Origin of the sequence: Flavobacterium sp. ASW18X (assembly GCF_005144745.1) — a bacterium.
GTDB lineage: Bacteria > Bacteroidota > Bacteroidia > Flavobacteriales > Flavobacteriaceae > Croceivirga.
The window spans coordinates 77,515-103,146 of record NZ_SWKK01000017.1; the positions used below are offsets into that span (position 1 = coordinate 77,515).

Sequence of the window (25,632 nt, forward strand, 5' to 3'; positions counted from 1 at the left end):
AGTTTTTAAATACTAAAATCCTGAACTACAGCGTGGTTCAGGATTTTTTTTGCGAATAATTCATCTTAAGTTAAGATTTACGTGTGACTTTATTCATACTTTGGTTTCTAAACTTACAAACACTATAAAAACCAATTAAAACATTATGGAAAACGCAGAAGTTTGGATAGAAAAAGGTATTGGCTTTGTAACTGAATATGGCCCTAAAATAATAGGTGCTATATTAATTTACATTATCGGTTCTTGGATTATTAAGAAGTTAACTGGTATGCTAAGAAAAGTGATGGCTAAAAGCAATTATGACGAATCACTTCAGAAATTCTTGTTAAACCTAGTTACTTGGGGTCTTAAGATTTTTCTAATCATTACAGTAATATCAAAGTTAGGCGTAGAAACTACAAGTTTGGCTGCAGTAATTGCCGCAGCAGGTTTGGCTGTAGGTCTAGCCTTGCAAGGTTCACTTAGTAATTTTGCTGGTGGAGTGCTGATTATGATTTTTAAGCCTTATAGAATAGGTGATTTAATAGAAGCTCAAGGCGTATTAGGTGTAGTTAAAGAAATAGAAATTTTTACGACCAAGTTAGTTTCTCCAGAGAATAAATTAATTATAGTACCTAATGGCGCTATGGCCAATGGCAACATAGTAAACTATACTGCAGAGGGCAAAATTAGAGTAGATACCGTTATCGGTGTTGGTTATGGAGAAGATATAAAGAAAACAAAAGATGTGTTGTTAGAGGTACTAACCTCTAATCCAAAAGTATTGCAAGACCCTGCTCCTTCTGTTAATGTTATGGAATTAGCAGATAGTTCTGTAAACTTTGCAGTAAGACCATTTTGTAAGCCAGAAGATTATTGGGATGTATATTTTGCAACGTATGAAAATTGTAAAATTGCTCTTGATAAGGCTGGGATTGAAATTCCTTACCCACACAGTGTGGAAATTCACAAAGACGCTTAAATTACGTCCCCCATATATTCAAAAAGCCCTGTTTCATTACAAAACAGGGCTTTTTTTTAATCTATTTTACTAGTTAAACACCTGTATAATTAGCGGGCGTTATTTCTTTTAATTCTTCTTTAATAGTCGCACTTACCTCTAGGGTGTCAATAAATGCGGCAATAGAAGCTTGTGTTATTTTTTCATTAGTTCGAGTCAATTCTTTCAAAGCTTCATATGGATTAGGATAGCTTTCCCTTCTTAATACCGTTTGTATTGCCTCTGCAACAACCGCCCAATTGTTTTCTAAATCTTCATCAAACTTAGCTTTATTCAATACAAGTTTGTTTAAACCTTTTAGTGTAGATTGTAATGCTATAATGGTGTGCCCAAAAGGAACGCCCACATTACGCAAAACGGTACTATCTGTAAGGTCTCTTTGCAATCTAGACACGGGTAATTTTGAGCTTAAATGTTCAAATATTGCATTTGCGATACCTAAATTACCTTCAGAGTTTTCAAAATCTATAGGATTTACCTTGTGGGGCATAGCAGAGGAGCCAACCTCACCTTTTTTAATCTTTTGCTTAAAATAATCCATAGAGATGTACGTCCAAATATCTCTATTTAAATCAATATAAATTGTATTAATTCGTTTTAGGCCATCAAACAAGGCGGCCATATGGTCATAATGTTCAATTTGTGTGGTAGGGAAAGAGTGGTGTAATCCTAATTTGCCCTGTACAAAATTTTGCCCGAAAGCTTTCCAGTCAATAGAAGGATAAGCCACTTTATGTGCATTATAATTACCCGTTGCACCACCAAATTTTGCAGCAGAGGGAATATCGTTTAGCAAATCAAATTGTTGTTTTAAACGCTCTACAAAAACAGCTAATTCCTTTCCTAACCGGGTAGGAGAAGCAGGTTGCCCGTGGGTGCGTGCTAACATGGATACATTGTCCCACTCTGTTACTAATGCCTTAAGTTTATCTAAAACTTCTAAATACATGGGTACGTAAACCGCATTCATGGCTTCTTTTATGGAAAGTGGAATTGCGGTATTGTTTATGTCTTGAGAAGTAAGTCCAAAATGAATAAATTCTTTATGCTTGTCTAAGCCTAAAGCATCAAATTTCTGTTTGATAAAGTATTCCACCGCCTTTACATCATGATTGGTGGTTTTTTCTATTTCTTTAATAGCCAGCGCATCTTCTGCAGAGAATTGCTTGTAGATTTCTCTTAAGGCATCAAATTTAGAGGAATCAAAATCTGCGAGTTGCGGTAAAGGAATTTCGCATAGTGCGATAAAATATTCTATCTCTACCAAGACACGATACTTAATTAGAGCTTCTTCAGAAAAGTAGTTACCTAAATTTTCAGTTTTATTTCTATACCTACCATCTATAGGAGAAATGGCATTTAAAGGACTTAAAGACATTTTGTTGCAATTTTAAAAGCCCAAATATAGCTAAACTTAAAGAGTCCTTAACCTTGTTTTTGTAGCAAGTCTAGCGTTTTTTTTGCCCTACTTTGGTAACCCGCAGTTCCTGTATGTATTTCTGTTTCTAAAATACCTTGCAATTGCGGATGTATCCACAAAAAATCCAAGCCTAAATAATACAAACTAGTCATGGCAAATACCTTTGTGGCCACTTTGTGCTCACCAATTAACCAATCAAAACAAAGTGTAGTTAATGTTTCTAAATGTTTTTTTTGTAAAACCTGTCTAAAACTAAAATGTTTCTCTTTGTAATAAGCAATGCAGGTTAATTGTACTATATGTGCAAAGGGTCTAAGGCAAGATTCTGTTTGTACCGTTGCAAGTCCCTCTATATAAAGATTTAAATAGGGGAGAAGGAGGGTCTTTTCATTTCTTAATGTGTGGTCTAGAACCCAACTTGCATTAAAACTGGTTTTAAGCGCGTCTTGTTCAAAGCTTGTAGTGATAAGCGGGTGCATTAGTTCTGGTTTATCTAGAACGAGTTCTACTAATGTTAGTATTTCATCTTTATTTAATCTTTTTTGATTGAGTTTTTGAACAAATGATGCTGTATTCATTGGTCTTATTTCAGCAGTTCTTGTACAAGTTTTGGAACACCATTAGCGGCTGTTTCTTGTATTATAGTAAGCTTGTCAAATTCGTTAGTATTTACGCTAGGGCTTGGGTCTATAAAGTAAATAGGTGTGTTGGGTTTGGCATAATTAACTAAACCCGCTGCGGGATATACTTGCATGGAGGTGCCTATAATTATAATTATGTCAGCTTTCATGATATAGGTGATGGCTGGTTCTAGCATGGGAACTAGTTCTCCAAACCACACAATATGGGGTCTTAGCTGATGTCCTTTTTCGTCCAAATCTCCCAGCATTAAATCACCTTCCCAATCCAGAATTAAATCTTCATTTTTTGTGCTTCTTACTTTAAGCAATTCACCATGGAGGTGTAATACATCAGTACTACCAGCTTTCTCATGAAGGTTATCTACATTTTGTGTTATTATTTTTACTTCAAATTTTTCTTCCAATGCAACTAAGGCTTTATGACCAGCATTAGGTTGTACGTGGTGCAATTGCCTTCTTCTTTGATTGTAAAAATTGAGCACCAAAGCTGGATTATTTGCAAATCCTTCAGGTGTAGCTACCTCTTTTACATCGTGACCTTCCCAGAGTCCGTCTGCATCTCTAAATGTTTTAATACCGCTTTCCGCGCTCATGCCAGCGCCAGTTAAGATTGCTATTTTTTGCTTCGCCATAGTGTAAAAATACCATTTTCACTATCTTTCTCGCTATGTTTGATTATGATTTATTAGCGTACTTACAAGGTTATCTTACCGAGGAGCGTAAACTTAGATTCGAAGAAATTTTGGCCAATCGTACCAATTACTTAACCGTAGCTATAGAAGATGTGTATCAGTTGCATAACACAAGTGCAATAATAAGGAGTTGTGATGCCTTTGGTATCCAAAGTGCACATGTTATAGAAGATAGATTTGGTAAGCGATTAGATAAAAATATAGCCATGGGGGCACAACAATGGGTAGACGTTAAAAGATACGGTACACCAGAGGCTTGTCTATCTTACTTAAAAGCAGAGGGCTATACAATAGTAGCAACAACGCCACATGGCAATTGTGTAGATTTACCAGATTTTGAGTTTAAGGGCAAGACAGCACTTTTTTTTGGTACGGAACGCACGGGCCTAAGTGACGCAATTTTACAACAGGCAGACTTGAATCTTAAAGTGCCTATGGTCGGTTTTTCAGAAAGCTTAAATGTTTCAGTATCTGCAGCAATCACAGTACAGGTTTTAGCAGATAAGTTGCGCAAAACAGATTTACCTTGGCAATTGTCTAAAGCCTTTTTGCAGGAGAAGCGATTGGATTGGGCTAAAAAATCTATTAAAAGCGTAGAAGGGATAATTGAACGTTATTTAGCGGAGCGATAAAAGTTGTATATTTAAATTACAATCTAACACCAAACTAATTATGTACATTTTCCTCTACGTTGTCATTAGCTTGCTGGCACTTATTTTATTGTTAACCCTTTTGGCTCCAAAGGAGTATGATGTTTCTCGTTCTATTTTCATCAACAAGCCAAAAGCTGAAGTTTTTAATGTGTTACGCTCTTTAAAAGAGCAAGATACTTGGTCTCCTTGGGCTAAAAAAGACCCGGGTATGCATAAAGAATATCGTGGTGTGGATGGCGAAGTAGGTAGTGTTAGTTATTGGAATGGCAACAAGGAAGTAGGGGAAGGAGAACAAGAAATAACCAGCATAAAGGATGGTGAACGCATAGAAGGACATTTACGTTTTTTAAAACCTTTTAAATCAGAATCTAATTGTTACTTTATTACGGAAAGCGTAAATCAGGGAACTAAAGTAACTTGGGGATTTAACGGAAAAAATAAATTCCCGATGCGTATTATGATGTTGTTTATGAGTATGGATAAAATGGTTGGTAAGGATTTTGAGGAAGGTTTGGCAAGTTTAAAATCCAAAATGGAATCATAATTATGGATACTTTAGTAGGTTGGTTTGAGATACCGGTGGCGGACATGTTACGTGCGCAAAAATTTTATGAGGCAGTTTTTAATTGTACTATAAATGTTCAAATTTTTGGAGGAACTAAAATGGGGTGGTTCCCGCAGGGAGAAACTAAAAATGGGGCGTCTGGTTCTTTAATTGAACAGCCTAATCATTACCAATCTAGTACTACTGATGGTGTATTAATCTATTTCAATTCTGTAGACGTACAGCATACGTTAGATAGGATTGCCAAGGCAGGTGGAAAAATATTGAAAGAGAAAACTATGATAAGTCCAGAAATTGGATTTATGGGCTTGTTTTTAGATACTGAGGGGAATAGAATAGCACTACATTCTAGAACATAAGGAGCTTAAGTTAGTGTAGTTTATTTTCCTTAGGTTGATGAGCTATAACGCAATATCAACCATCTCTTTTTTAAGATTAAAGTTCTTTTTTCTAATTACTCTTTAAATTTTAGTTTCAGCGATTTACTGAATTTTAGCTAAAATACCTGTTATGCAAAGCAAAGTAAACGCCCTTAGTAGGTGGTTTACCTTCCATATCCGTGTTAGATGACGATAGCATCATGATTGTTTTGGATAATTTTTATATGATTGTCGGTTGCTAAATTGAGTTTTTAGATTGTTTACAGGTTAAAAAACTAAGGAACGATGAAAATAAGAACAATAATAGGTGCTTCTTTCGATAGAATTACTGTTTTAATTCAAGTAAAGCTGTATCGTATTCATTGTCTAAAACAACTTTTCCATTTTTAACTACAACCTCTTGTTTAGAATAAGTGTCAAATAAAAGGGTGCCATCTCCAAAGAAGCCTTTAACAGAAAGTGCTTTTTTACCGGTTGGTAAATCTAAACCAATTACCACTTTGTCTCTCATTTCATCCTCTGTAAAACTTCTGGAAAATACATATGGTTTCTGAGATAGTCTTTTGTGCTTACCCATCCCCACAGCCAAGTGGTTTCTTCTAAACTGCCCTAGTTTCTGCCAATGAGTATGAATACGTTTTGTAGTTGCTAAGCTATCTAGGTCTTGCCAGTTCATAGGAGAGCGCAAATTAGCATCGCCAATGGCACCTTCTACTTTTAAAGGGCGCATGGTTTCGTCACCGTAATATACTTGAGACGCCCCTGGAGCTAACAAGAGCATATTTGCAGATTTGTACGGTTTGGTGCGGTCAACATCAAAAGGAGAGCTATCATCATGGCTACTTATGTAATTTAGAAACCCTTTTCCTTTAAACTTTGTATGTAGTAAATAACTGTATTTTCTAAAAACGGATTCGTAGTCTCTTTCTGCATCACTACGGAGCTCAAAATTGATTAAGGCATCAAATCCATTAGCAAAATAATCTACTTTTTTATCACCAAAGTCGTACATTCTTCCATTGGAGATGCCATAGAAGTATACTTCACCAACCATGTAAAAGGGTTGGTTATCAAACACTTTTTCGGGATTTTTTTTCTTCCAAAGATTAAAGGCGTATTCGGCTTCTTTTCGTAATTCTCCCCATGCGTTTTCATTTACATGTTTTACCGTATCTACTCTAAAGCCATCTACACCAAACTCGTGAATGTAATCTGTTAGCCATTTTATGATATAAAAACGTGGAGCTCTAGGATATCCAGTCCTTTCAAAGAAGCGATTAAGTTCATCTAATTCCTTAGATAATCGGCCTTCCTTTTTCCATTTTGCTAATAATGCATCTGGTAATTCTACGGCTTCATCAGATTCGGTTAAAATATCTGGTAGATTTTCTACTAAAGTGCAGGCTGTTGTACCTTCATAACTTTCAAAATCGCATTGAGGACTTGTTCTTACCCATTCTTTTGGCCATACGGGATCTAATTCTGTAACAGGTCCAGTGTGGTTCAAAACAACATCTAATAGAATACGAATTCCTTTTTTGTGTGCAGTTTCTACAAGTTGTCCTAGTTCTTTCTTAGAGCCAAAATTCGGGTCTATCGTTGTCCAATCTTTGGTCCAATATCCATGGTAACCATAGGTTTGGCCCGTACCTTCATCAACACTTCCTTGTATTTGTTCCACAACAGGTGTAAACCAAATGGCATTAATACCTAAATCCGTAAAATACCCTTCTTCTATTTTTTGAGTAATACCAGCAATATCGCCACCCAAAAAGCCACGTAGAATTGCTGTAGAATCTTTACGTTCAAAATTGATGTCATTTTCGGTTTTACCATTATTAAATCTATCGGTAAGCAAAAAATAAATATTGGCAGCATCCCATTTAAAAGGCGTTTGTTGATGGTTAACTACGGCGGTGGTTTCTACTTTTTCTATCTCGGGCGCTGTTTCTTTCTTTTGATTTTTGCAACTACCCAATAAAGAAAATATAGCCATTGCAATAAGTAGTTTTCTCATAGTTGAGGATTTTGGCTAAAGCTATAAAATGCCCTTCAGAAAATAAAAAAAAATTAAGGGGTATGGGTATCAAACTATAATTTGATGTCTTACCTACGGTTTAGCACTTTATATTCTTCATAACAACTACTAATGGCATCAAGGATTTGCAAATCATTAGCGGTTTCTATAAATGAGCGTGAATAATTACAATTGTTTAGAATATCCTCAATATCCATCTTATCTAATTGTAATAACTGTGTAAGCGTTTCTCTATCAAACTTAGATGCTAGTAAATCGCGAATATTATCGTCCTCTTTCATCTGTCTAAGCTTGCGCATTTGCGCAGGTTTTTTACCAAAGAGGTTTCGTAATAAATCTGCAGGATTCATGATAGCTCCTAATACCTTAGTTACTGCTCCAGGGTTTTTGTTACCAGCCTCATAACTTTTATTAAGGCCAGAAATACTGTATTGATACCCTGTGTTAATAGGTAAGTTTTTTACATCTATTTCTAAGTAGCCCGTTAGTTGATATGGTCTTACAACCACTTCTTCTAACGCATAGGCAAGTTCTGTTAAGGCTACTTTGGTGCCTTGAAATTTAAACATGTCGTTGGTAACTCTAACTTTTTGAGGTTTAAAACCTAAGAAAGTAAAATAAAGGGTGTCGTTTACCGCTGCTTTCACGGTAAACTCACCCTTTTCATTCGTTATAGTACCAACTACTTTATTAAGGTTGATGATATGTACGCTCTCTAGTGGAAAATCAGTTTGAGCGTTGACAACTATGGCTTTTAATTCGCCCTCCTGTGACTCTGCATCATTGGTTTGCGCTGTCAGCGCTCCAAATAATAACAGAAAAATGGGCCAAATACGTAGGTTCATCTAATAATTTCTATGGTAAAATTACAAAACAACAAAAAATTAAAAGCTATGCCTACTTTTTAGCAAGGGATTAACTAAAAAAATCCGCCTCCCTTTTTTCCTTTTTTACCACCTTGTCCGCCACTTCTTTTCTTTTTAAAATTGCCGCCGCTACTATTACGGTCGCCTCTGCGTCTGTCACCGCCTCCGCGTTTACGATCTCTACGCTTACCTTTTCCTCCGCTTCGACCACCGGGGTTTTTAGAAACCTCTACGTTGACAAATCTGTCATTAACTTTAAATTCTTTAAAGGTCTCTAATACCATTGGAGCAAACTGTGCATCTGTATTAAAGAAAGAGAAGGTGTCTTTGGTATCTACCTTAAAAATATCATCACGGTCTAAGCCCAGATTATCCCTTAAAAAATCTTTGAGAGACATCCAATCATAGCCATCTTTTTCACCAACATTGATAAAGTAACGTACAGAGCCTTCTGTAGGAATTTCTCCAGGAGAAGAATCACTTCCTCTAGAACTACTATTAATATCTTTAGATTTGTTGTAGTAGTTGAAGAACCTTGTAAATTCTACAGAAACAATCTTTTTTATCAACTCTTCTTTATCAAGATTTTTTAGAACATCATTGATAGCTGGTAAATAGGATTCAATTTCTGGATTAATCGTAGTGTCTCTGATACTACTCGCTAAATGATACAATTGTATTTCACAAATTTCCATTCCGCTTGGAATTTGCTGCTCTAGAAATTTAGTTTGTATTTTCTTTTCTATAGCCTTTATCTTACGTATCTCACTACGGGTTACAATGACCATAGAAATACCAGATTTACCCGCTCTACCTGTTCTACCGCTACGGTGGGTGTAAGTTTCAATTTCGTCTGGTAGTTGGTAATTAATTACGTGGGTAACGTCATCAACATCTATACCTCTAGCAGCTACATCTGTAGCAACAAGCATCTGTATTTGCTTTTTTCTAAAGGCATTCATTGCCAAATCTCGCTGATTCTGGCTCAAATCACCATGCAAGGCACCTGCATTGTAACCGTCTTCAATCAGTTTTTCAGCAATCTTCTGAGTATCCCTCTTAGTCCTACAAAATACTACTGAGAATATACCAGGATTGGCATCTGCCAATCGTTTTAATGCAGCGTATCTATCTCTACCACCTACAACATAATATTCATGCTGTACAGTATTAGCGCCAGAATTTTTTGAACCAACCGTAATTTCTTTAGGTTGATGCATGAATTTCTTAGCAATTGTAGCAACTTCTTTAGGCATGGTTGCAGAAAACAACCAAGTAGATTTCTCTTTTGGTGTATTAGATAAAATATCTTTTATGTCTTCATAAAAGCCCATGTTCAACATTTCGTCGGCCTCATCTAGAACACAATAATCAATCTTAGAAATATCTACCATTCCACGACCAATCATGTCTTTCATACGTCCTGGAGTAGCTACTACAATTTGTGCCCCTCTTTTAATTTGTTTTGCTTGGTCTGTAATACTTGCACCACCATAAATGGCAACAATGTTAAGGCCCTTCTCATATTTAGAGTAAGCCTTCATTTCTTTAGCAATCTGCAAGCAAAGTTCACGTGTAGGAGATAGTATTAACCCTTGTGTGGTTCTACTTTCCGTAACAATTTTCTGAATAAGCGGAAAACCAAATGCTGCAGTTTTTCCAGTACCAGTTTGTGCTAACGCAACCAAATCGGTCTCGTCTTCTAATAAAATAGGGATAGCTTTTTCTTGAACCTCAGAAGGAGTTTCAAAGCCCATGTCTGCAATAGCAGAAAGTAATGAGGCGTTTAGCCCCAAAGAATCAAAATTTGACATAAAATAGTTTATAAGTACTCGCAAATACGTGTGTTGCATGGAGCGTAATTACCTATAAACCAAAGCTCTGCGCAACACCCCAATCCTATTATTTAAGGACCATCGGCGTAAATTAAGCGGCAAAGGTACGCTTAATTCTTTAGTTGAAACGATTTAAGTGAGATTTCTTTTAAAAGTAACTGTTTATGAGGTTCTTAAGAAGGCTAGCAACTTTTCTAAAGCTCTAGCGCGGTGACTAATGGTGTTTTTTGTTTGTAGTGGGAGTTGAGCAAATGTTTGGTCATAGTTTTCTGGAATAAAAATTGGATCGTACCCAAAACCTTCTGTTCCTTGTTGTGCTAAGGCAATTGTTCCATGAACTTCCCCGTTAAATTGGTGTTTTTCTTTAGAATTTAAATTCAGCGCAATTACAGTCTTAAAATGTGCTTTACGATTGTCTTTATTTTCCAATGCAGCTAACAACTTATTCATATTGTCGTTTGCATTTTTTTGTGGGCCAGCGTAGCGAGCTGTATATACTCCAGGTGCGCCATCTAAGGCATCTACTAAAAGTCCTGTATCATCTGCAAAACATGGCAAATTGTAGGTTTTGGTAACATAATCAGCTTTAATTTGTGCATTGGCTTCCAACGTTAGACCAGTCTCGTCAATTTCTTCTGTACAGCCAATCATATCTAGGGTTAAAAGCTCAATATGGTTAGGCATAAGCGCTTTTATCTCGGTATACTTATTTAGGTTATGGGTTGCGAAAACCAATTGCATAGTTGTAATTTTAGCGCTAAGGTAAAATTAGAATAGATGAAATTAAAATTGATTCCTGCATTGGTCACCTTTGTATTTGGTTTAGCAATGTTTGGTATAGCAAAATTGTTGCCTTTTGGGCAATTTACCTTTTTTGGGCAGCAATACCTTATGTATGGATTGGTTTGCTTGGCAATTTGCATTGCATTAGCGGCATTGTTACTATTTAAAAATGCCAAAACTACTATAAGTCCGGTTGCATTACAAAATACAACTACATTGGTTACTACAGGTATTTATGGATATACTCGCAATCCTATGTATTTGGCTTTATTATTGGTTTTATTGGCTTGGGGCTTGTATCTAGGTAATGCCTTTAATATTTTGCTTGCAGCGGGCTTTGTGTATTACATGAATGCCTATCAAATTATACCAGAGGAGCAAATGTTAATTTCAAAATTTGGTAAAGCATATAGAATTTATTTAAAGGGGGTAAGACGTTGGTTTTAGTTTGAAAAAAAGAAAGGGAAGTCCTTTTTTTGATAGGTAAAACGTAATGCGAAACACATTTTAAAATCAAATTGTTAATTAGTAGATGGTATTCTTGTTTTTTACTGAATTAAATCTGCTACCCAACTATTAATCCTTAATTTTACCGTCTATTCTGAGAACCTATCATGATAGCAACTAGTAGAAAATATATATTTGATTTTGACAGCACCTTGACAAGGGTAGAGGCTCTGGATGTCTTGGCAGAAATGACTTTAAAAGACAACCCAAAAAAAGATGAGATTCTTCAAGAAATACAAAATATCACCAATTTAGGGATAGACGGAGAGATTTCTTTCACGGAGTCTTTAGAACGAAGAATTCGTTTGCTCAATGCTCATAAATCGGACTTAAACGATTTAATAACAGAACTACGTCAAAAAATCTCCAAATCCATAGAAGAAAATATGGATTTTTTTCATTCGCATTCAGATGACATCTACGTCATTTCTTGCGGATTTAAAGAGTTCATAGATCCAATTGTAGAAGAATTCAATATTCCATCAGAAAGGGTGTATGCCAATACTTTTACGTTTGATGGGGATGGAGCTATCGTTGGTTTTGACCGTGAAAATGTGTTGTCTTCCCACAATGGAAAAATACAGTGTTTAAAAGACTTAAACTTAGAAGGCGAAGTGCAGGTGATTGGTGATGGTTACAGTGATTATGTAATGAGAGAAGCCGGTATTGCCGATAAGTTTTTTGCATACACAGAAAATGTGCATAGAGATAAAGCTGCCAATAATGCAGATTATGTTACTCCTAACCTTAATGAATTTTTATTTGTGAACGATTTACCTAGAAAAATATCTTATCCCAAAAACAGAATTAAAATATTATTGTTAGAAGGGGTGCATCCAGACGCATTACAACGCCTTTCTGATGAAGGATTTACGGTAGAATTATTAAAGCATGCTTTACCGGAAGATGAGTTAATTGAGCGCATTAAAGGAGTGCATGTGTTAGGTATACGTTCTAAAACACAAGTTACTAAAAAGGTGCTAGAAGCTGCAGATAGATTGATGGTGGTGGCTGCTTTTTGTATTGGAACTACACAAATAGATTTAGATGCTGCTAAGAAAAATGGAGTAGTGGTGTTTAATGCTCCTTATAGCAATACCCGTTCTGTAGTGGAATTGGCTATAGGGCAAATTATCATGCTAAAGAGAAGCATTTTTGCTCGCAGTACAGAAATACATAAGGGGCAGTGGTTTAAAACAGCTTTAAATGCTCAAGAAGTAAGAGGAAAAAACCTTGGAATTGTAGGGTATGGTAATATTGGTAAACAATTGTCTGTGCTGGCAGAGGCCATAGGTATGCATGTGTATTATTATGATGTGGCAGACCAGTTAGCTTTAGGTAATGCTACTAAGTGCAGTACTTTAGAAGAGCTGTTAAGTATATCTGATGTGGTTACCTTGCATATAGATGATAATAAAGCCAATAAAAACTTTATTGGTAAAGAAGAAATTGCGCAAATGAAAGATGGCGCAATGCTAATAAATTTATCTAGAGGATTTGTAGTGGATATACCTGCCTTGGCAGAAGCCTTAAAGTCTGGAAAAGTAGGTGGTGCTGCAATAGACGTGTATCCAGAGGAACCAAGAAGTAACGGTGACTTTACGACAGAGTTGGCTGGATTAGAAAATGTTATACTAACACCGCATATTGGCGGCAGTACAGAAGAAGCACAACGAGATATTGCTGATTTTGTTCCCAATAAAATTATGGATTACATTAACTCTGGAAATACGGTAGATGCGGTGAACTTCCCAAATATTAGATTGCCAAAACAGAAAAATGCACATCGTTTTTTACATATTCATAATAATGTGCCAGGGGTAATGGCAAAAATAAATGAATTGCTAGCAAAGTACGATATGAACATCACGGGTCAGTTCCTTTCCACGGACCCAGATGTAGGCTATGTAATAACTGATTTAGATAAAGAATATAATACGGATATAATTAAGGAATTAAAAGCAATAGAGCATACAATTAAATTCCGAGTGTTATACTAGAGAATTCTGTTTACAAAAATGAATTGTTGACAGCAGTTTTATAGCGGTTCACAACATTTAGTATTGCGTAACAAATAACAAACCTATTTTGTAAGAAATTTCCTTACAAGATAGGTTTGTTTGTTTATGAAAAGGATAAAAGAATGGTTTGGACGTCACTTTAGGGCGTATTATTTATTGGTGGTATCTATCATAGTAATCACCATCATTATACAATCGGTTACCCAATATTCGTTGGAAAAACAACGGAAATCTGCTAAGGTCATTAATATTGCAGGTCAACAACGTTTACTGGCTCAGCAGCTATTTACAGAATTTTACAACTGTAAATACATGGACTGTAATTTTGGAGAAGTAAAAGTATTGGTAAGTAAGCTGATGCATAGAAACCAACAATTGCAAGAAGGTAATGCTGCTTTGGGAATTCCTACGTTAGAAGAAGCAGATATAGCTGTTAATTTTGATAGATTACACCCTTACATACAATGGCTAAATGCCAAATTTTCTGGCTTAGACAATTTAGATAAACTAAGAGAAACAGATGTAAAGTATCGGGTGACCCACTTTGTAGGGATTATGGGCGAGATTACAAATCAATTTCAACAGCAAGCAGAAGAAGATTTAAAATCGACCAGAATTTTAGAATTAGAGCTGGCAATATTTTCGCTCTTAATATTGCTGTTTGAGATTTTCTTTATTGTAAATCCCATCATCAACAAAATTGTGGACCAAAAAAGAAGGCTGGGTTCATTGGCTTGGCATCATTTTCATGCATTCAAATCGCACATGAAAAACATTATGGATTTACAGTTTGTCTTAAAAATTGAAAAGAAAACAGAGCGCCGTGACGAGATTATGAATTTTATAGCAGAAGAATTAGAAGAGTTAAGAAGTGTGTCTAACAACATGTCTAAAGCGTTCGAAGAAAATAGAGGCACGCTTACAAAAGCGCCTTCTATTAGCGCAATGTTCACAAAAGTTCCTAAAAAAAAGGTTAAAGTTAAGAAAACGCCTATTCGTGATGGTAAGGTTCATTTCGTAGAATCGTAAAACCTCTATACAATTGTTCGGTAATAAAAAGCCTTATCATTTGGTGGGAAAAAGTCATTTTAGAAAGACTTAATTTGCTATTCGCTCTTTCGTAAACTGCATCACTAAAACCGTAGGGCCCTCCAATAACTAAAATTAAATTTTTAATTCCGCTGTTCATTCGTTTTTGTAGGAGCTGAGAAAATTCTATAGAAGAAAATTGTTTACCCTTGTCATCCAAAAGCATCACAAAATCAGCCGTAGATATTTTTGAAAGCAATAATTCCCCTTCCTTTTTTTTCTGTTCTGCTTCAGATAAGTTTTTGGCGTTTTTAATGTCACTTAAAAATGCTGTTTCAAAAGAAACATAAAAGTTTAATCGTTTGGTGTACAGTTTAATGAGGGATTCTAATTCTTTGCTATCTGTTTTTCCAATGCCTAACAAGGTAATTTTCATAGGTAAAAAGCTTACCCCAAAAGTACCAATACTATTTTATTAGCTGTAGTAACATGTGTAATTTAGTATTTTAGCTAAAACCACTTTTATGATTTCAGAAGCACAATTTAATCAAGAATTAGATATAATTATTGCCAATGCCATACGGGAAGATGTTGGGGATGGTGACCATAGTTCTCTTGCATGTATCCCTGCGTCTGCCACAGGTAAGGCCAAGTTATTGGTTAAAGACGAAGGTATTCTGGCTGGTGTTGCTTTTGCAAAAAAAGTTTTTGCCTATGTAGATGCGGGTTTAAAAGTAGAAACCTTGTTAAAAGACGGTGCCAAGGTAACGCACGGCGATATTGCATTTTACGTAGAAGGAAGTTCTCAGAGTATTTTAAAGGCAGAACGTTTGGTCTTGAATGCCATGCAACGCATGAGCGCCATTGCAACTAAAACGGCTTTTTTTGTAGGTCTTTTACAGGGAACAACTACTAAAATCTTAGACACCCGTAAAACCACACCGGGAATACGTGCATTAGAAAAATGGGCAGTCAAAATTGGAGGAGGTGAGAATCATAGATTTGCTTTGTATGATATGATAATGTTAAAAGACAATCATATAGATTTTGCAGGAGGTATCACCAAAGCTATCACTCAAACACAAGCGTATCTTAAAGAAATAAATAAAGAATTAAAAATAATTGTAGAGGCTCGTAATTTAGAAGAAGTAAAGGAGATTCTAAAAACGCCAGGGGTCTACCGTATTCTACTAGATAATTTTAATTATGAAGATACACGAGCTGCCGTTGCACTAATTGGTGAGCAATGTTTAACAGAGTCTTCTGGTGGTATTAACGAAGAGACGATAAGACATTATGCAGAATGTGGTGTAGATTATATTTCTTCTGGAGCGTTAACCCATTCCGTTTACAATATGGATTTAAGCCTAAAAGCGGTGTAAATGTCCAAAGAGGTAGAGGAAAAGTTAGAGCGCATCCCTATAGTTAATTGGGTAATTCAGTTTTTAAAAGGAATTAAATTACCAGGTTTTGAGGGCTTGTCAATTTACGATTTGGCAGAAATGTATGCATTAGGCATTGTACAGGGAGCAATTTCTAGTAGAGCTGGCTCCATTGCATTTAGCTTGTTTATGGCGCTTTTTCCTTTGTTAATATTTTTAGTGACCTTGGTACCATTCCTTATCCCATACGTCCGGGTTGGTAATGAGAATTTTGATACACAGTTTTTAATATTTTTAGAATCTTTTTTGCCAACAGCAACAGGCGATTACTTTAGTGAAATTTACCGGCAAATTAAAGACCAAAAAAGAGGAGGGTTGCTTTCTTCCGCTTTTCTATTATCTATATTCTTAGTGGCTAATGGCGTAAATTCTATTTTTAACGGATTCGAAAATTCATACCACGTAGAATTAACACGAAACTATTTTAGACAGTATGGTTATGCTTTAATGGTGGGGCTTATTTTGTCCATTTTATTAATAGTTGGCGCGGTTGCTTTTGTTTATTTTGAATTTTACATTATTGAATATACCAGCGAATTGTTCGGTAAAACTTTTGGTATTGCAGTAGAGAGTGGTGATGCCTTTGGCGTGCAGTTGGCGCAAGTAATTTTCTTTTTAATACTCACCTATTTATTTACTGCAATCCTTTATTATTTTGGAACAGTAGAGGGAAGACAAGCACGTTTCTTTTCTGTAGGGGCTTTGGTTACCACGATTTTGTTTATATTAACTTCCTATTTATTCGGATTTTATGTAGAAAAATTCGCCAGATATAGCGAGCTCTACGGAGCTTTAGGAGGATTATTGATTTTGATGGTCTTTATCTGGTTAAACTCTAATATATTGCTATTAGGGTTTGAGCTTAATGCTACATTAAATTCGTTAAGAAAAAACGTAAATAAAGCAAAAGAAAATGTTTAAAGTGTTAAAAGTCCTTTTGTGTGTGCTTTCTCCTATTATTATGCATGCACAAACGGTAGAAGGTAAATGGCAAACCATTGATGATAGAAATGGTAATGCCAAAGCAATAGTCGAAATCTATAAAAAAGATGGTGCCGTTTATGGTAAAATTCTTAAGATTCTAGAAAAAGGAAGACAAGGAGCTGTTTGTGAGAAATGCGAAGGTGACTTAAAGGGCAAACCAATAGAAGGTATGGAAATCATAACCGCTTTTAAAGAAAGCGAACCTGGTGAATATAAGGGTAAACGCTTGTTTGATCCAGAACAAGCGATGACATTTAGGGGTAAATTGTGGTTAGACCCAGATAATCCAGACCAACTTAAAGTTAGGGGCTATTTGGCATTTATCTATAGAACCCAAACGTGGCTAAGACTCAAAGATTAGCGTAGATTTCATGGAATATTTCTTGGATGTAATTCTGCCCATTCCCTTGGAGCGGATGTTTACCTATCGTATTACTCAAGCAGAGGCAACTTACATAAAACAAGGAATGAGGGTGGCTGTACCTTTTGGTAAATCCAAATTGTATACAGGGTTAGCTTTTAAAGTTCATCAAGATAAGCCTCTAGCTTACGAAGCTAAGGATATAGAAGTTATTTTGGACGATGTCCCCCTAGTAAATCCTACCCAATTAAAACACTGGCAATGGATTGCGTCGTATTACATGTGTACATTGGGAGAGGTAGTACGCAGTGGACTACCTAGCGCTTTTTTGTTAGAAAGTGAAACTATGATTCTACCGAATACCGATGCCGAAATAGATGAAACTACACTAGATGATGATGAATTTTTGGTAATTGAAGCCTTAAAACATCAATCTTCATTGCTTATAAAAGATGTGGTTGCTATTTTAGGAAAGAAAACAGTATTGCCTGTTATTCAGCGTTTGGTGGCTAAAAAAGGAATTCAACTTAAAGAAGACATCCAAGAAAAATATACGCCTAAAACCGTAAAATACATTCGCATAAGCGAAACATTAAAAAACGAAACTGCTTTAGCCGAGGTTTTGAATACTTTAAGTCGTGCCCCTAAGCAAGCTAAAGCTGTGCTTGCCTATTACCAAATGGCCGCACAAACACGTAAGGCTATTAAGGAAAATGACTTGGCAGCAGAAGCCCAGGTATCCAAGGCAGTACTAAAAGCGTTAGCAGAAAAGAAAATTTTTGAAATTTACCATTTACAAACGGATAGAGTCCAATTTGAAGAGAGGGAGAAAGATGTAAATAAGGTAATCCTCAATGAATTTCAGGCTGTAGCATTAAACACGATTCAAAAGACTTTTGAAGCTAATAAAGTATGTCTATTGCACGGAGTTACCTCTGCAGGGAAAACAGAAGTTTACATAAAGCTTATAAAGCAGGTAATGGATCAGGGCAAGCAAGTTTTGTACTTATTGCCAGAAATAGCCTTAACATCACAACTTATTAATAGGTTAAAAGCCTACTTTGGCAACGCTGTTGGGGTGTATCATTCCAAATATAATGTTAACGAGCGCGTAGAAGTTTGGAATAGTGTTTTGCAGCAAAAAGAAAGTGCGCAAATTGTAATTGGTGCGCGTTCTGCTCTTTTTTTACCTTTTCAAGAATTAGGTTTAGTAATTATAGATGAGGAGCACGAGTCTTCCTTTAAGCAATTTGACCCTGCCCCCAGATTCCATGCTAGAGATGCAGCTATTGTTCTGGCGCAATTACATAAAAGTGCCTGTTTATTAGGTTCTGCAACGCCTAGTTTAGAAAGTTATGCCAATGCCAAATCTGGAAAATACGGATTAGCCAAAATAACAAGGAGGTATGGCAATGTACTTATGCCAGAAATAGAACTGGTAGATATAAAAGAGGCAACACGTAAAAAGCGTATGCAAGGTCATTTTTCTGAACGTTTGTTTAAGGAGATAGAAGAGACTTTAGCAGAAAATGAGCAAATTATTCTATTTCAGAATCGGCGTGGATTTGCACCTATTGTAGAGTGTACTACGTGTGGGCACTCGGTACAATGCCCCAATTGTGATGTTAGTTTAACCTACCATCAACACAGAACTCAATTGCGTTGCCATTATTGCGGTTACCACGTAGCCTTACCAAAGGCTTGCGAGGCTTGCGGCAATGCTACTTTAGATACCAAGGGTTTTGGCACAGAGCAAATACAAGAAGAGTTAAAAACACTTTTCCCCAATGCTACCGTTGGGCGCATGGACTTAGATACTACAAGGGGCAAGTACGGTTATCAAAAAATAATTGCTGCCTTTGAGTCTCAAGAGATGGATATCTTGGTAGGTACCCAAATGGTCACTAAAGGGCTAGATTTTAGGAATGTGGGTTTGGTAGGAATAATGAATGCAGATTCTTTATTAAATTTTCCAGATTATCGCGCACACGAACGCAGCTTTCAATTAATGGTGCAGGTTGCCGGTAGAGCAGGCCGTACACAAAAAAGAGGTAAGGTGCTCATACAAACATATAATCCCTATCACCAAATTTTACAGCAAGTGTCTACATATGATTATGAAAAGATGTTTGCGGAACAGGTTTATGAGCGAGAACAGTTTAAATATCCACCTGCTACGCGGATTATGCGGATTACGCTAAAAGATAGAGATTACAATAAGCTTAATGAGGCTGCAGAATGGTTTGCAGCATCTCTAAGAAATAGCATGCAGGGACAAGTTCTAGGACCAGAATATCCTGCGGTTTCTAGAATAAGGAATGAGTATATTAAACATATACTCATAAAGTTTAAACCTAAAGAAGCTGTGCAGCACACAAAAAAAAGCATCAAAAGAATACAACTTTCTTTTGATGCTATTGCTCGTTTTAGAAGTATAAAACTAGTCTATAATGTAGACCATATTTAATTATACATTGGCTAATGCCTCTGCAAGCTCTGTCTTTTTGTTTCTACTTAGCGGAATTTGTCTGCCCCCCACTTCAACATTTTTACTGTTGAACTTTTCAATCTTTTCCAAATTCACAATGTAGGATTTATGTATTCTTAAGAATTTTTCAGCTGGTAACTGCTGTTCAAAAGATTTCATAGTAGATAGAATCACAATGTTAGCTTCATCTGTCACTAACTTGATGTAGTCACCAAGTGCTTCAATCCATTTAATATCATTTAGGATAACCTTTCTTTTCTTAAGGTTACTTTTAACAAAGATGTGCTCTTCGTCTTCTTCAGTTCTGTTGAGTTGCTCATATTTGGTTACCGCTCTTTTTACAGAAGCTTCAAACCTAGCAAGCGTAATAGGTTTGTGTAGATAGTCAGTAACATCATAATCAAAAGCCTTTAGCGCATAATCTGGCTTCCCAGTAATAAGGATTACCTGTGGTGGATTCTCTAAAGCTTCTAATAAATCAAAACCACTAATAATAGGCATCTCTACATCTAAAAAGATAAGGTCTACTTCATGGTTTTTTAATCCGTTTTTTGCTTCAATTGCATTACTGTACTCTGCTACCAAAGCAAGGTGTGGGTGGTTGTTGACCAACTTAGCCACAGCCATGCGCTGCATGGAAGAGTCGTCTACTATTATACTTTTAAGTTTCATAAGGGTGATTTGTGGGGTTTAAATCATCGGCAAATTACATAATTCACTCGGTAAAGTGCAACAAAAGATGTAAACATGGCATATTCTGTTGTGTAATTAGCATAAAGCATGATGTACGTTTCAATTATATATTTATGTGTTAATAACTTCTAAAATCCAAAACGAAGTTTTTCTAATTTTCTTGTGTAAGGAATAAAGAATGATTACTTTTGCGCTCCTTTAAAATAATATATTTATGAATCATTACGAAACTGTTTTCATTTTAAATCCCGTTCTGTCTGAAACACAGATAGAGGAAACAGTTAAGAAATTCGAAGATTTCTTAATCAATAATGGGGCCAAAATGGTCGCCAAAGAAAATTGGGGCCTTAAAAAATTGGCGTATCCAATACAACACAAGAAAAGTGGTTTTTACCATTTGTTTGAGTTTACTGCTCCAGGAGAGGCTATTGAGCCGTTTGAGTTGGAGTTTAGGAGAGACGAGCGCATCATGCGTTTTTTAACTGTAAAGTTAGACAAGCACGCTGTAGCTTGGGCAGAGAAAAGAAGAACAAAACTAAAAACAAAAGCGTAAAACCATGTCATCTATAGAACAACAAGCAAAGTCAAAGAAAGACGGGGAAATCAGATATTTGACCCCGCTTAATATTGAGACTAATAAACAAAAGAAATACTGTCGTTTTAAAAAGTCAGGTATCAAGTATATTGATTATAAGGACCCAGATTTTTTAATGAAGTTGGTGAACGAGCAAGGTAAATTGTTACCAAGAAGACTTACAGGTACTTCTTTAAAATACCAAAGAAAAGTAGCCCAAGCTGTAAAAAGAGCACGTCATTTGGCTTTGATGCCTTACGTAGGGGATATGTTAAAATAATAAATATTGAAGCATGGAATTGATATTAAAACAAGACGTACAGGATTTAGGCTTCAAGGATGATGTTGTAACTGTAAAGCCAGGTTACGGTAGAAACTTTCTAATACCACAAGGTATGGCAACTTTAGCTACACCTTCTGCAAAGAAAGTTTTGGCAGAAAATCTAAGACAAAGAGCACACAAAGAGAAAAAGGTTATAGAAGAAGCGCAGCAAAAAGCTACGAGCCTTAGGGAATTAGAAATTAAAATTCCTGCTAAAGTGGGTGCTGGTGATAAATTATTTGGTTCTGTAACTAGCATAGATTTGGCAGACGCCCTTGCTAAAGCAGGTCAAAATATTGATAAAAGGTTTGTAAATATCCAAGGGGGTTCTGTAAAGAGAACAGGTCCTTACAACGCGGTAATTAGACTACATAGAGAGGTAATTGTAGATTTTCCTTTTGAAGTTGTAGCAGAAGCTAAGTAATTTCAACATTCTTGGTTAATAAGTTAAAAAGAGCTATGCATGCATAGCTCTTTTTTTTTGCACTATATTCGCAAAAAATTAAACTTTATTTAACAAGAACAAGATGAAAAAAGTTTTACTCACGGGCCTTATTTGTATGTTGACTATGATGTCTGCATTTGCCCAAGTAACCACATCTAACATCAGGGGTACTGTTACTGATGATTTAGGCGAGCCTTTGTTAGGGGCTAATGTAATTGCAGTACATACTCCCACAGGAACAAATTACGGAGCTATTACTAATGAAGAAGGTAGGTTCAATTTATTAAACCTACGTGTAGGTGGTCCTTATGAGGTCAGTATTTCTTACGTTGGTTTTAAAACCCAAAACCAGAATGATGTTTTTCTTTCCTTAGGTAAGACCTTTAACATTAATGTAAAGTTGGTAGAAGATAGTCAGCAATTAGAAGAAGTTGTTGTAGTATCTGACCAATCTGGAACCTTTGGTAGTGACCGCACAGGTTCAGAAACCAATGTAGGTAGAAGAGAATTACAACGTTTGCCAACTATTTCTAGATCTGCAGCTGATTTTACAAGATTAGAGCCAAGTGCTTCCTCGCCAACTTCTGGTGATGGTGGCGCTTCTTTTGGTGGTAGAAATGATCAATACAATAACTTTTCTTTAGACGGTGCATTTTTTGCCAACCCCTTTGGTTTAGATGCTCCAACGCCAGGAGGCCAAACAGGTGCACAACCTATTTCTTTGGATGCTATTGATCAAATACAAGTATCCTTAGCGCCTTATGATGTTACCCAATCTGGATTTACGGGTGCAACGGTTAATGCTGTTACAAAAAGTGGAACCAATGAAATAAAAGGTACTGTTTATGGCTTTTATAGAGATGAAAGCATGACAGGTAAAAAAATAAAAGGAGAAGATGCAGTAAGGCCAGATTTAAAGCAAAATCAATACGGGGTTAGTATCGGTGGGCCTATTGTTAAGGACAAATTATTTTTCTTTGCTAATTTTGAAAAAGACGAAAGGTCAGACTTAGGAACCAGCGGTTTTGTACCTAATACAGGTTCTGGCTCTATGAGTGAATCTAGAGTTTCAGAAGCAGATTTAATATCTGTATCTAATGCATTAGCAACATTGGGTTATGATACAGGGCGATATGAAGGTTTTACCTACGGTTCTGAATCAACTAAAGGTATTTTTAAATTAGATTGGAATATTAATGATAACAATCGTTTAGCGGTTATTTATAATTTTCTCAATGCATCTAAAGAAAAACCAGCACACCCAACAGCATTAGGAGTTAGAGGGCCTAGTTTGCAAACCTTGCAATTTGAAAATTCTGGATACGAAATTAACAACAAAATACAAAGTGTACAAGTAGAGTTAAATTCTACCTTGTCTAACGAAGTCACCAACAAACTTCAGGTGGGTTATACACATTTTGACGATTTTAGAAATCCATTATCATCTCCAGCTCCAAGTATTTTAATAAACAACAACGGGTCTAGTTATATTGTTGCTGGTCATGAGCCATTTTCTATTAACAATAGATTGGACCAGAAAGTATTTCAGTTGACTAATAACATGAACATTTTTAAAGGAAACCATACGTATACTGTTGGTTTTTCTTTTGAAAAATTTCAGTTCGATAATTCTTTTAATTTAGGAGTTTACGGAGGTACATTTGGTTTTGATGTAAACAATACACCAGGTAATTTTGGTGATGACAGACCGTTTGCATCTGTAGAAGAATTTTTAAGCTATGCGCAACCAGGTGGTTTGATAGATAATTTGTTAGCTGGAGCACAAGCTACGTTCAATGGTAGTAGTGGTATAGAAGATGGTCAGCCTGGCGGTTGGGCATTGGCAGAAACTAATGTAGGTCAATTATCTTTCTACGTGCAAGATGATTGGAATGTTACGGACGATTTTAAATTATCGTACGGGGTGCGTTTTGATAAGCCTTTGTATTTTGATACGGCTGATAAAATTCGTGAAAATATAGATAGAGGTAAAGTATACATTCCGGGTATACCATATTTTAACCCTAATACCAATGAAGAAGTATTTTTAGATTCTGAGCAATTACCAAGTAATAAGTTCCTAATTTCTCCGCGTTTAGGATTTAATTGGGATGTTAATGGAGAAAATAGAACACAATTAAGAGGTGGTAGCGGTGTATTTACTGGTCGTTTTCCGTTTGTTTGGTTGGGTAACCAAGTACAAGGTTTAGATGTTTTCTTTTATCAATTGGTAGACCCAGATTATGAGTGGCCACAAGTATGGAGAACCAATCTTGGTTTAGATCATAGATTTGATAATGATATTATCTTAACAACAGATGTATCTTACACCAAAGATATCAACGCAGCACACGTACAGAACTGGGGATTAAGAAATCCATCTCTAATGTTAAATGCACCAGGAGACAACAGACCTTACTATGCAGCAGAAGATAAGGGGAATAATGCTTACGTGTTTACCAATTCTGATAAAGGTAGAATCTGGAATGCGTCTGTAAAAGCACAGAAAACGTTTAGCAACGGTCTATATGCAAGCGTAGCGTATAACTATTTAAATGCTAAGGAAGTAAATTCTATTGAGGCAGAAATTACAGGAGACGCGTTCGATTTTAACCCAAACACGGGTAATGCAAACAATGATGTATTGTCTTATTCTAAGTACGGAGACAATCATAGATTTATAGGGGTAGCTTCTAAACAATTTAAGTATGGGTCTAATGACAAATGGGCAACCACAATCTCTGCATTTATGGAATATGCTAGAGGCGGTCGTTTTAACTACACTTATGCAGGCAATATAAATAATGATTCTTCTTTCCAGAATAATGACTTAATTTATATTCCTACTGCCGCAGAAGTACAGCAAATGCAGTTTGTAGACCCAAGCATGGCTTCAAGTTTTGAAGCTTACATTCAGCAAGATGATTATTTGAGTGATAATAGAGGTTCTTTTATGGAGCGTTATGGTGCTTTATCTCCATGGAGAAGCAGAGCAGATGTACGTTTATTGCAAGACTATAATTTTACTGTAGGTGGTAAAACTAATACCATTCAGTTAAGTTTAGATATCTTGAACTTTGGTAACTTATTAAGTTCTGATTGGGGTGTAATTCAAGTGCCTAGAAACTTAAATCCTATCTCAGTAGTAAGCGTAGATGAAAATCAGGTTCCTACGTTTAGTTTTGATCAGTCAGTAGAAGAAACGTTTGGTTTTGACCAGAGTTTATTATCTAGATGGCAAGCACAAGTTGGTTTACGTTACATATTTAACTAAGCGAAGTCAACTAATTAAATAAAGAAAACCCCTAACCGAAAGGTTAGGGTTTTTTTTTGTTTGTAAATGGGTTAAGAGCTTTAAGTAAACGAGTAGTTGAACGAAAATAATTGCTATTCTTACGGTATGGTGTTATGTTTGGAAATTGCAAATGATGAGATGAAAAATTTAATATTGTTTTTTTTCTGTGCCATGGGAAGTTTTGGTTATGGCCAAGGCACTGTATTTTCTCATATTGACCCTACAAGATTTTATGAAGATAATGCGTATGATGTTAATCAGTCTACTACCGCATATGAAAGTGGAATTAGATTTTATGGTAATGATAATGCTGAACGTTTTGTTACGGGCAATACTACAGTAATAAAATGGGATGCGTATTTTGGTTGGGCAGAGGATGGCACACCTATCAGATGGAATTGCGAGCCATACTGGTTATCAAATAGATATGATTTTTATCAAGAGATTAATTTCTTTGATTATATAGAGGAGTATGATGCAGGAACTTGTGGAGGAGTTGATGTGAAAGCCATTTTCATGCCCGATATGGAAGTCGTTAGCGATGTAAATACTTGTGGTCCCTTATTTGAAGAAATAAACACACCAAAGCCAAATTTTC

Annotated in this window: 25 protein-coding genes; 16 read left to right on the forward strand and 9 right to left on the reverse strand. The window is 36.0% G+C overall.

What is annotated here, in order from left to right; all coding sequences use genetic code 11:
* Positions 1-145: 145 nt before the first annotated feature.
* The gene (locus tag FBT53_RS12540) at positions 146-961 is read left to right on the forward strand and encodes a mechanosensitive ion channel family protein (RefSeq protein ID WP_136951536.1); all 816 of its coding nucleotides are present in this window, start codon (positions 146-148) and stop codon (positions 959-961) included.
* Positions 962-1,034: 73 nt separating this feature from the next.
* Here FBT53_RS12540 and purB read toward each other — a convergent pair whose 3' ends face one another.
* The 3 genes from purB to FBT53_RS12555 are packed head-to-tail and all read right to left on the reverse strand — an operon-like array spanning position 1,035 to position 3,693.
* Entirely contained in the window at positions 1,035-2,378 is a 1,344-nt protein-coding gene (gene purB, locus FBT53_RS12545) for an adenylosuccinate lyase (protein ID WP_136951537.1), read from the reverse strand.
* A 47-nt stretch (positions 2,379-2,425) separates the two neighbouring features.
* Positions 2,426-2,998, reverse strand: coding sequence for an adenylosuccinate lyase (locus FBT53_RS12550; protein ID WP_136951538.1), 573 nt, complete (start codon positions 2,996-2,998; stop codon positions 2,426-2,428).
* Positions 2,999-3,003: 5 nt separating this feature from the next.
* On the reverse strand, positions 3,004-3,693 hold the full coding sequence (locus tag FBT53_RS12555; RefSeq protein ID WP_136951539.1) for an NAD-dependent deacylase: 690 nt from the start codon (positions 3,691-3,693) through the stop codon (positions 3,004-3,006).
* 35 nt (positions 3,694-3,728) lie between these two features.
* Here FBT53_RS12555 and FBT53_RS12560 point away from each other — a divergent pair, with 35 nt between their 5' ends.
* Genes FBT53_RS12560 through FBT53_RS12570 form a run of 3 tightly spaced genes read left to right on the forward strand, consistent with a single transcriptional unit; the run spans position 3,729 to position 5,330 of the window.
* Entirely contained in the window at positions 3,729-4,385 is a 657-nt protein-coding gene (locus FBT53_RS12560; protein WP_136951540.1) for an RNA methyltransferase, read from the forward strand.
* A gap of 40 nt (positions 4,386-4,425) precedes the next feature.
* Positions 4,426-4,950, forward strand: coding sequence for an SRPBCC family protein (locus FBT53_RS12565; protein ID WP_136951541.1), 525 nt, complete (start codon positions 4,426-4,428; stop codon positions 4,948-4,950).
* A gap of 2 nt (positions 4,951-4,952) precedes the next feature.
* Positions 4,953-5,330, forward strand: a complete 378-nt coding sequence (locus tag FBT53_RS12570; protein ID WP_136951542.1) for a VOC family protein — start codon at positions 4,953-4,955, stop codon at positions 5,328-5,330.
* Between the two features lie 346 nt (positions 5,331-5,676).
* Here the strand turns inward: FBT53_RS12570 and FBT53_RS12575 are convergent, their stop codons facing one another.
* The 4 genes from FBT53_RS12575 to FBT53_RS12590 form a co-directional block, all read right to left on the reverse strand.
* Positions 5,677-7,368, reverse strand: a complete 1,692-nt coding sequence (locus FBT53_RS12575; protein ID WP_136951543.1) for an alpha-amylase family glycosyl hydrolase — start codon at positions 7,366-7,368, stop codon at positions 5,677-5,679.
* An 89-nt stretch (positions 7,369-7,457) separates the two neighbouring features.
* Positions 7,458-8,234: a carboxypeptidase-like regulatory domain-containing protein gene (locus FBT53_RS12580; protein WP_136951544.1), complete on the reverse strand. Its 777-nt coding sequence runs from the start codon at positions 8,232-8,234 to the stop codon at positions 7,458-7,460.
* A 74-nt stretch (positions 8,235-8,308) separates the two neighbouring features.
* Positions 8,309-10,069 (reverse strand): DEAD/DEAH box helicase, encoded by a 1,761-nt coding sequence (locus tag FBT53_RS12585; protein WP_136951545.1) that lies wholly within the window; start codon positions 10,067-10,069, stop codon positions 8,309-8,311.
* 183 nt (positions 10,070-10,252) lie between these two features.
* Positions 10,253-10,831 (reverse strand): non-canonical purine NTP diphosphatase, encoded by a 579-nt coding sequence (locus FBT53_RS12590; protein ID WP_136951546.1) that lies wholly within the window; start codon positions 10,829-10,831, stop codon positions 10,253-10,255.
* 36 nt (positions 10,832-10,867) lie between these two features.
* Between FBT53_RS12590 and FBT53_RS12595 the strand changes: the two genes are divergently transcribed.
* The 3 genes from FBT53_RS12595 (at position 10,868) to FBT53_RS12605 (ending at position 14,430) form a co-directional block, all read left to right on the forward strand.
* Complete coding sequence (locus FBT53_RS12595; protein WP_136951547.1) at positions 10,868-11,320, forward strand: isoprenylcysteine carboxylmethyltransferase family protein; 453 nt, start codon at positions 10,868-10,870, stop codon at positions 11,318-11,320.
* 167 nt (positions 11,321-11,487) lie between these two features.
* A complete protein-coding gene (gene serA / locus FBT53_RS12600; protein ID WP_136951548.1) occupies positions 11,488-13,380 on the forward strand; it encodes a phosphoglycerate dehydrogenase in 1,893 nt (630 codons plus the stop codon).
* 126 nt (positions 13,381-13,506) lie between these two features.
* A complete protein-coding gene (locus FBT53_RS12605) occupies positions 13,507-14,430 on the forward strand; it encodes a type IV pili methyl-accepting chemotaxis transducer N-terminal domain-containing protein (protein WP_136951549.1) in 924 nt (307 codons plus the stop codon).
* Here the strand turns inward: FBT53_RS12605 and rlmH are convergent.
* Positions 14,393-14,866, reverse strand: coding sequence for a 23S rRNA (pseudouridine(1915)-N(3))-methyltransferase RlmH (rlmH, locus tag FBT53_RS12610; protein WP_136951550.1), 474 nt, complete (start codon positions 14,864-14,866; stop codon positions 14,393-14,395). The genes FBT53_RS12605 and rlmH overlap by 38 nt on opposite strands.
* A gap of 88 nt (positions 14,867-14,954) precedes the next feature.
* Here rlmH and nadC point away from each other — a divergent pair, with 88 nt between their 5' ends.
* Genes nadC through priA form a run of 4 tightly spaced genes read left to right on the forward strand, consistent with a single transcriptional unit; the run spans position 14,955 to position 19,684 of the window.
* On the forward strand, positions 14,955-15,812 hold the full coding sequence (nadC, locus tag FBT53_RS12615) for a carboxylating nicotinate-nucleotide diphosphorylase (RefSeq protein ID WP_136951551.1): 858 nt from the start codon (positions 14,955-14,957) through the stop codon (positions 15,810-15,812).
* On the forward strand, positions 15,813-16,793 hold the full coding sequence (locus FBT53_RS12620) for a YihY/virulence factor BrkB family protein (protein WP_136951552.1): 981 nt from the start codon (positions 15,813-15,815) through the stop codon (positions 16,791-16,793). It abuts the gene before it with no gap.
* The gene (locus FBT53_RS12625; RefSeq protein WP_136951553.1) at positions 16,786-17,217 is read left to right on the forward strand and encodes a DUF2147 domain-containing protein; all 432 of its coding nucleotides are present in this window, start codon (positions 16,786-16,788) and stop codon (positions 17,215-17,217) included. Before FBT53_RS12620 ends, FBT53_RS12625 begins: the two co-directional genes overlap by 8 nt.
* A 10-nt stretch (positions 17,218-17,227) precedes the next feature.
* Positions 17,228-19,684, forward strand: coding sequence for a primosomal protein N' (priA, locus tag FBT53_RS12630; protein ID WP_136951554.1), 2,457 nt, complete (start codon positions 17,228-17,230; stop codon positions 19,682-19,684).
* On the opposite strand, the gene FBT53_RS12635 is transcribed toward priA, so the two are convergent.
* Entirely contained in the window at positions 19,685-20,377 is a 693-nt protein-coding gene (locus FBT53_RS12635) for a LytTR family DNA-binding domain-containing protein (protein WP_136951555.1), read from the reverse strand. It abuts the gene before it with no gap.
* A gap of 235 nt (positions 20,378-20,612) precedes the next feature.
* Between FBT53_RS12635 and rpsF the strand changes: the two genes are divergently transcribed.
* The 5 genes from rpsF to FBT53_RS12660 all read left to right on the forward strand — a co-directional run.
* Entirely contained in the window at positions 20,613-20,951 is a 339-nt protein-coding gene (gene rpsF / locus FBT53_RS12640; protein ID WP_136951556.1) for a 30S ribosomal protein S6, read from the forward strand.
* Between the two features lie 4 nt (positions 20,952-20,955).
* Positions 20,956-21,252: a 30S ribosomal protein S18 gene (rpsR, locus tag FBT53_RS12645; RefSeq protein WP_054557866.1), complete on the forward strand. Its 297-nt coding sequence runs from the start codon at positions 20,956-20,958 to the stop codon at positions 21,250-21,252.
* A gap of 13 nt (positions 21,253-21,265) precedes the next feature.
* A complete protein-coding gene (gene rplI, locus FBT53_RS12650; protein ID WP_136951557.1) occupies positions 21,266-21,718 on the forward strand; it encodes a 50S ribosomal protein L9 in 453 nt (150 codons plus the stop codon).
* 103 nt (positions 21,719-21,821) lie between these two features.
* Entirely contained in the window at positions 21,822-25,013 is a 3,192-nt protein-coding gene (locus tag FBT53_RS12655) for a carboxypeptidase regulatory-like domain-containing protein (protein ID WP_136951558.1), read from the forward strand.
* A gap of 126 nt (positions 25,014-25,139) precedes the next feature.
* The coding region (locus FBT53_RS12660) for a hypothetical protein (protein ID WP_136951559.1) at positions 25,140-25,632 on the forward strand (493 nt) is incomplete at its 3' end.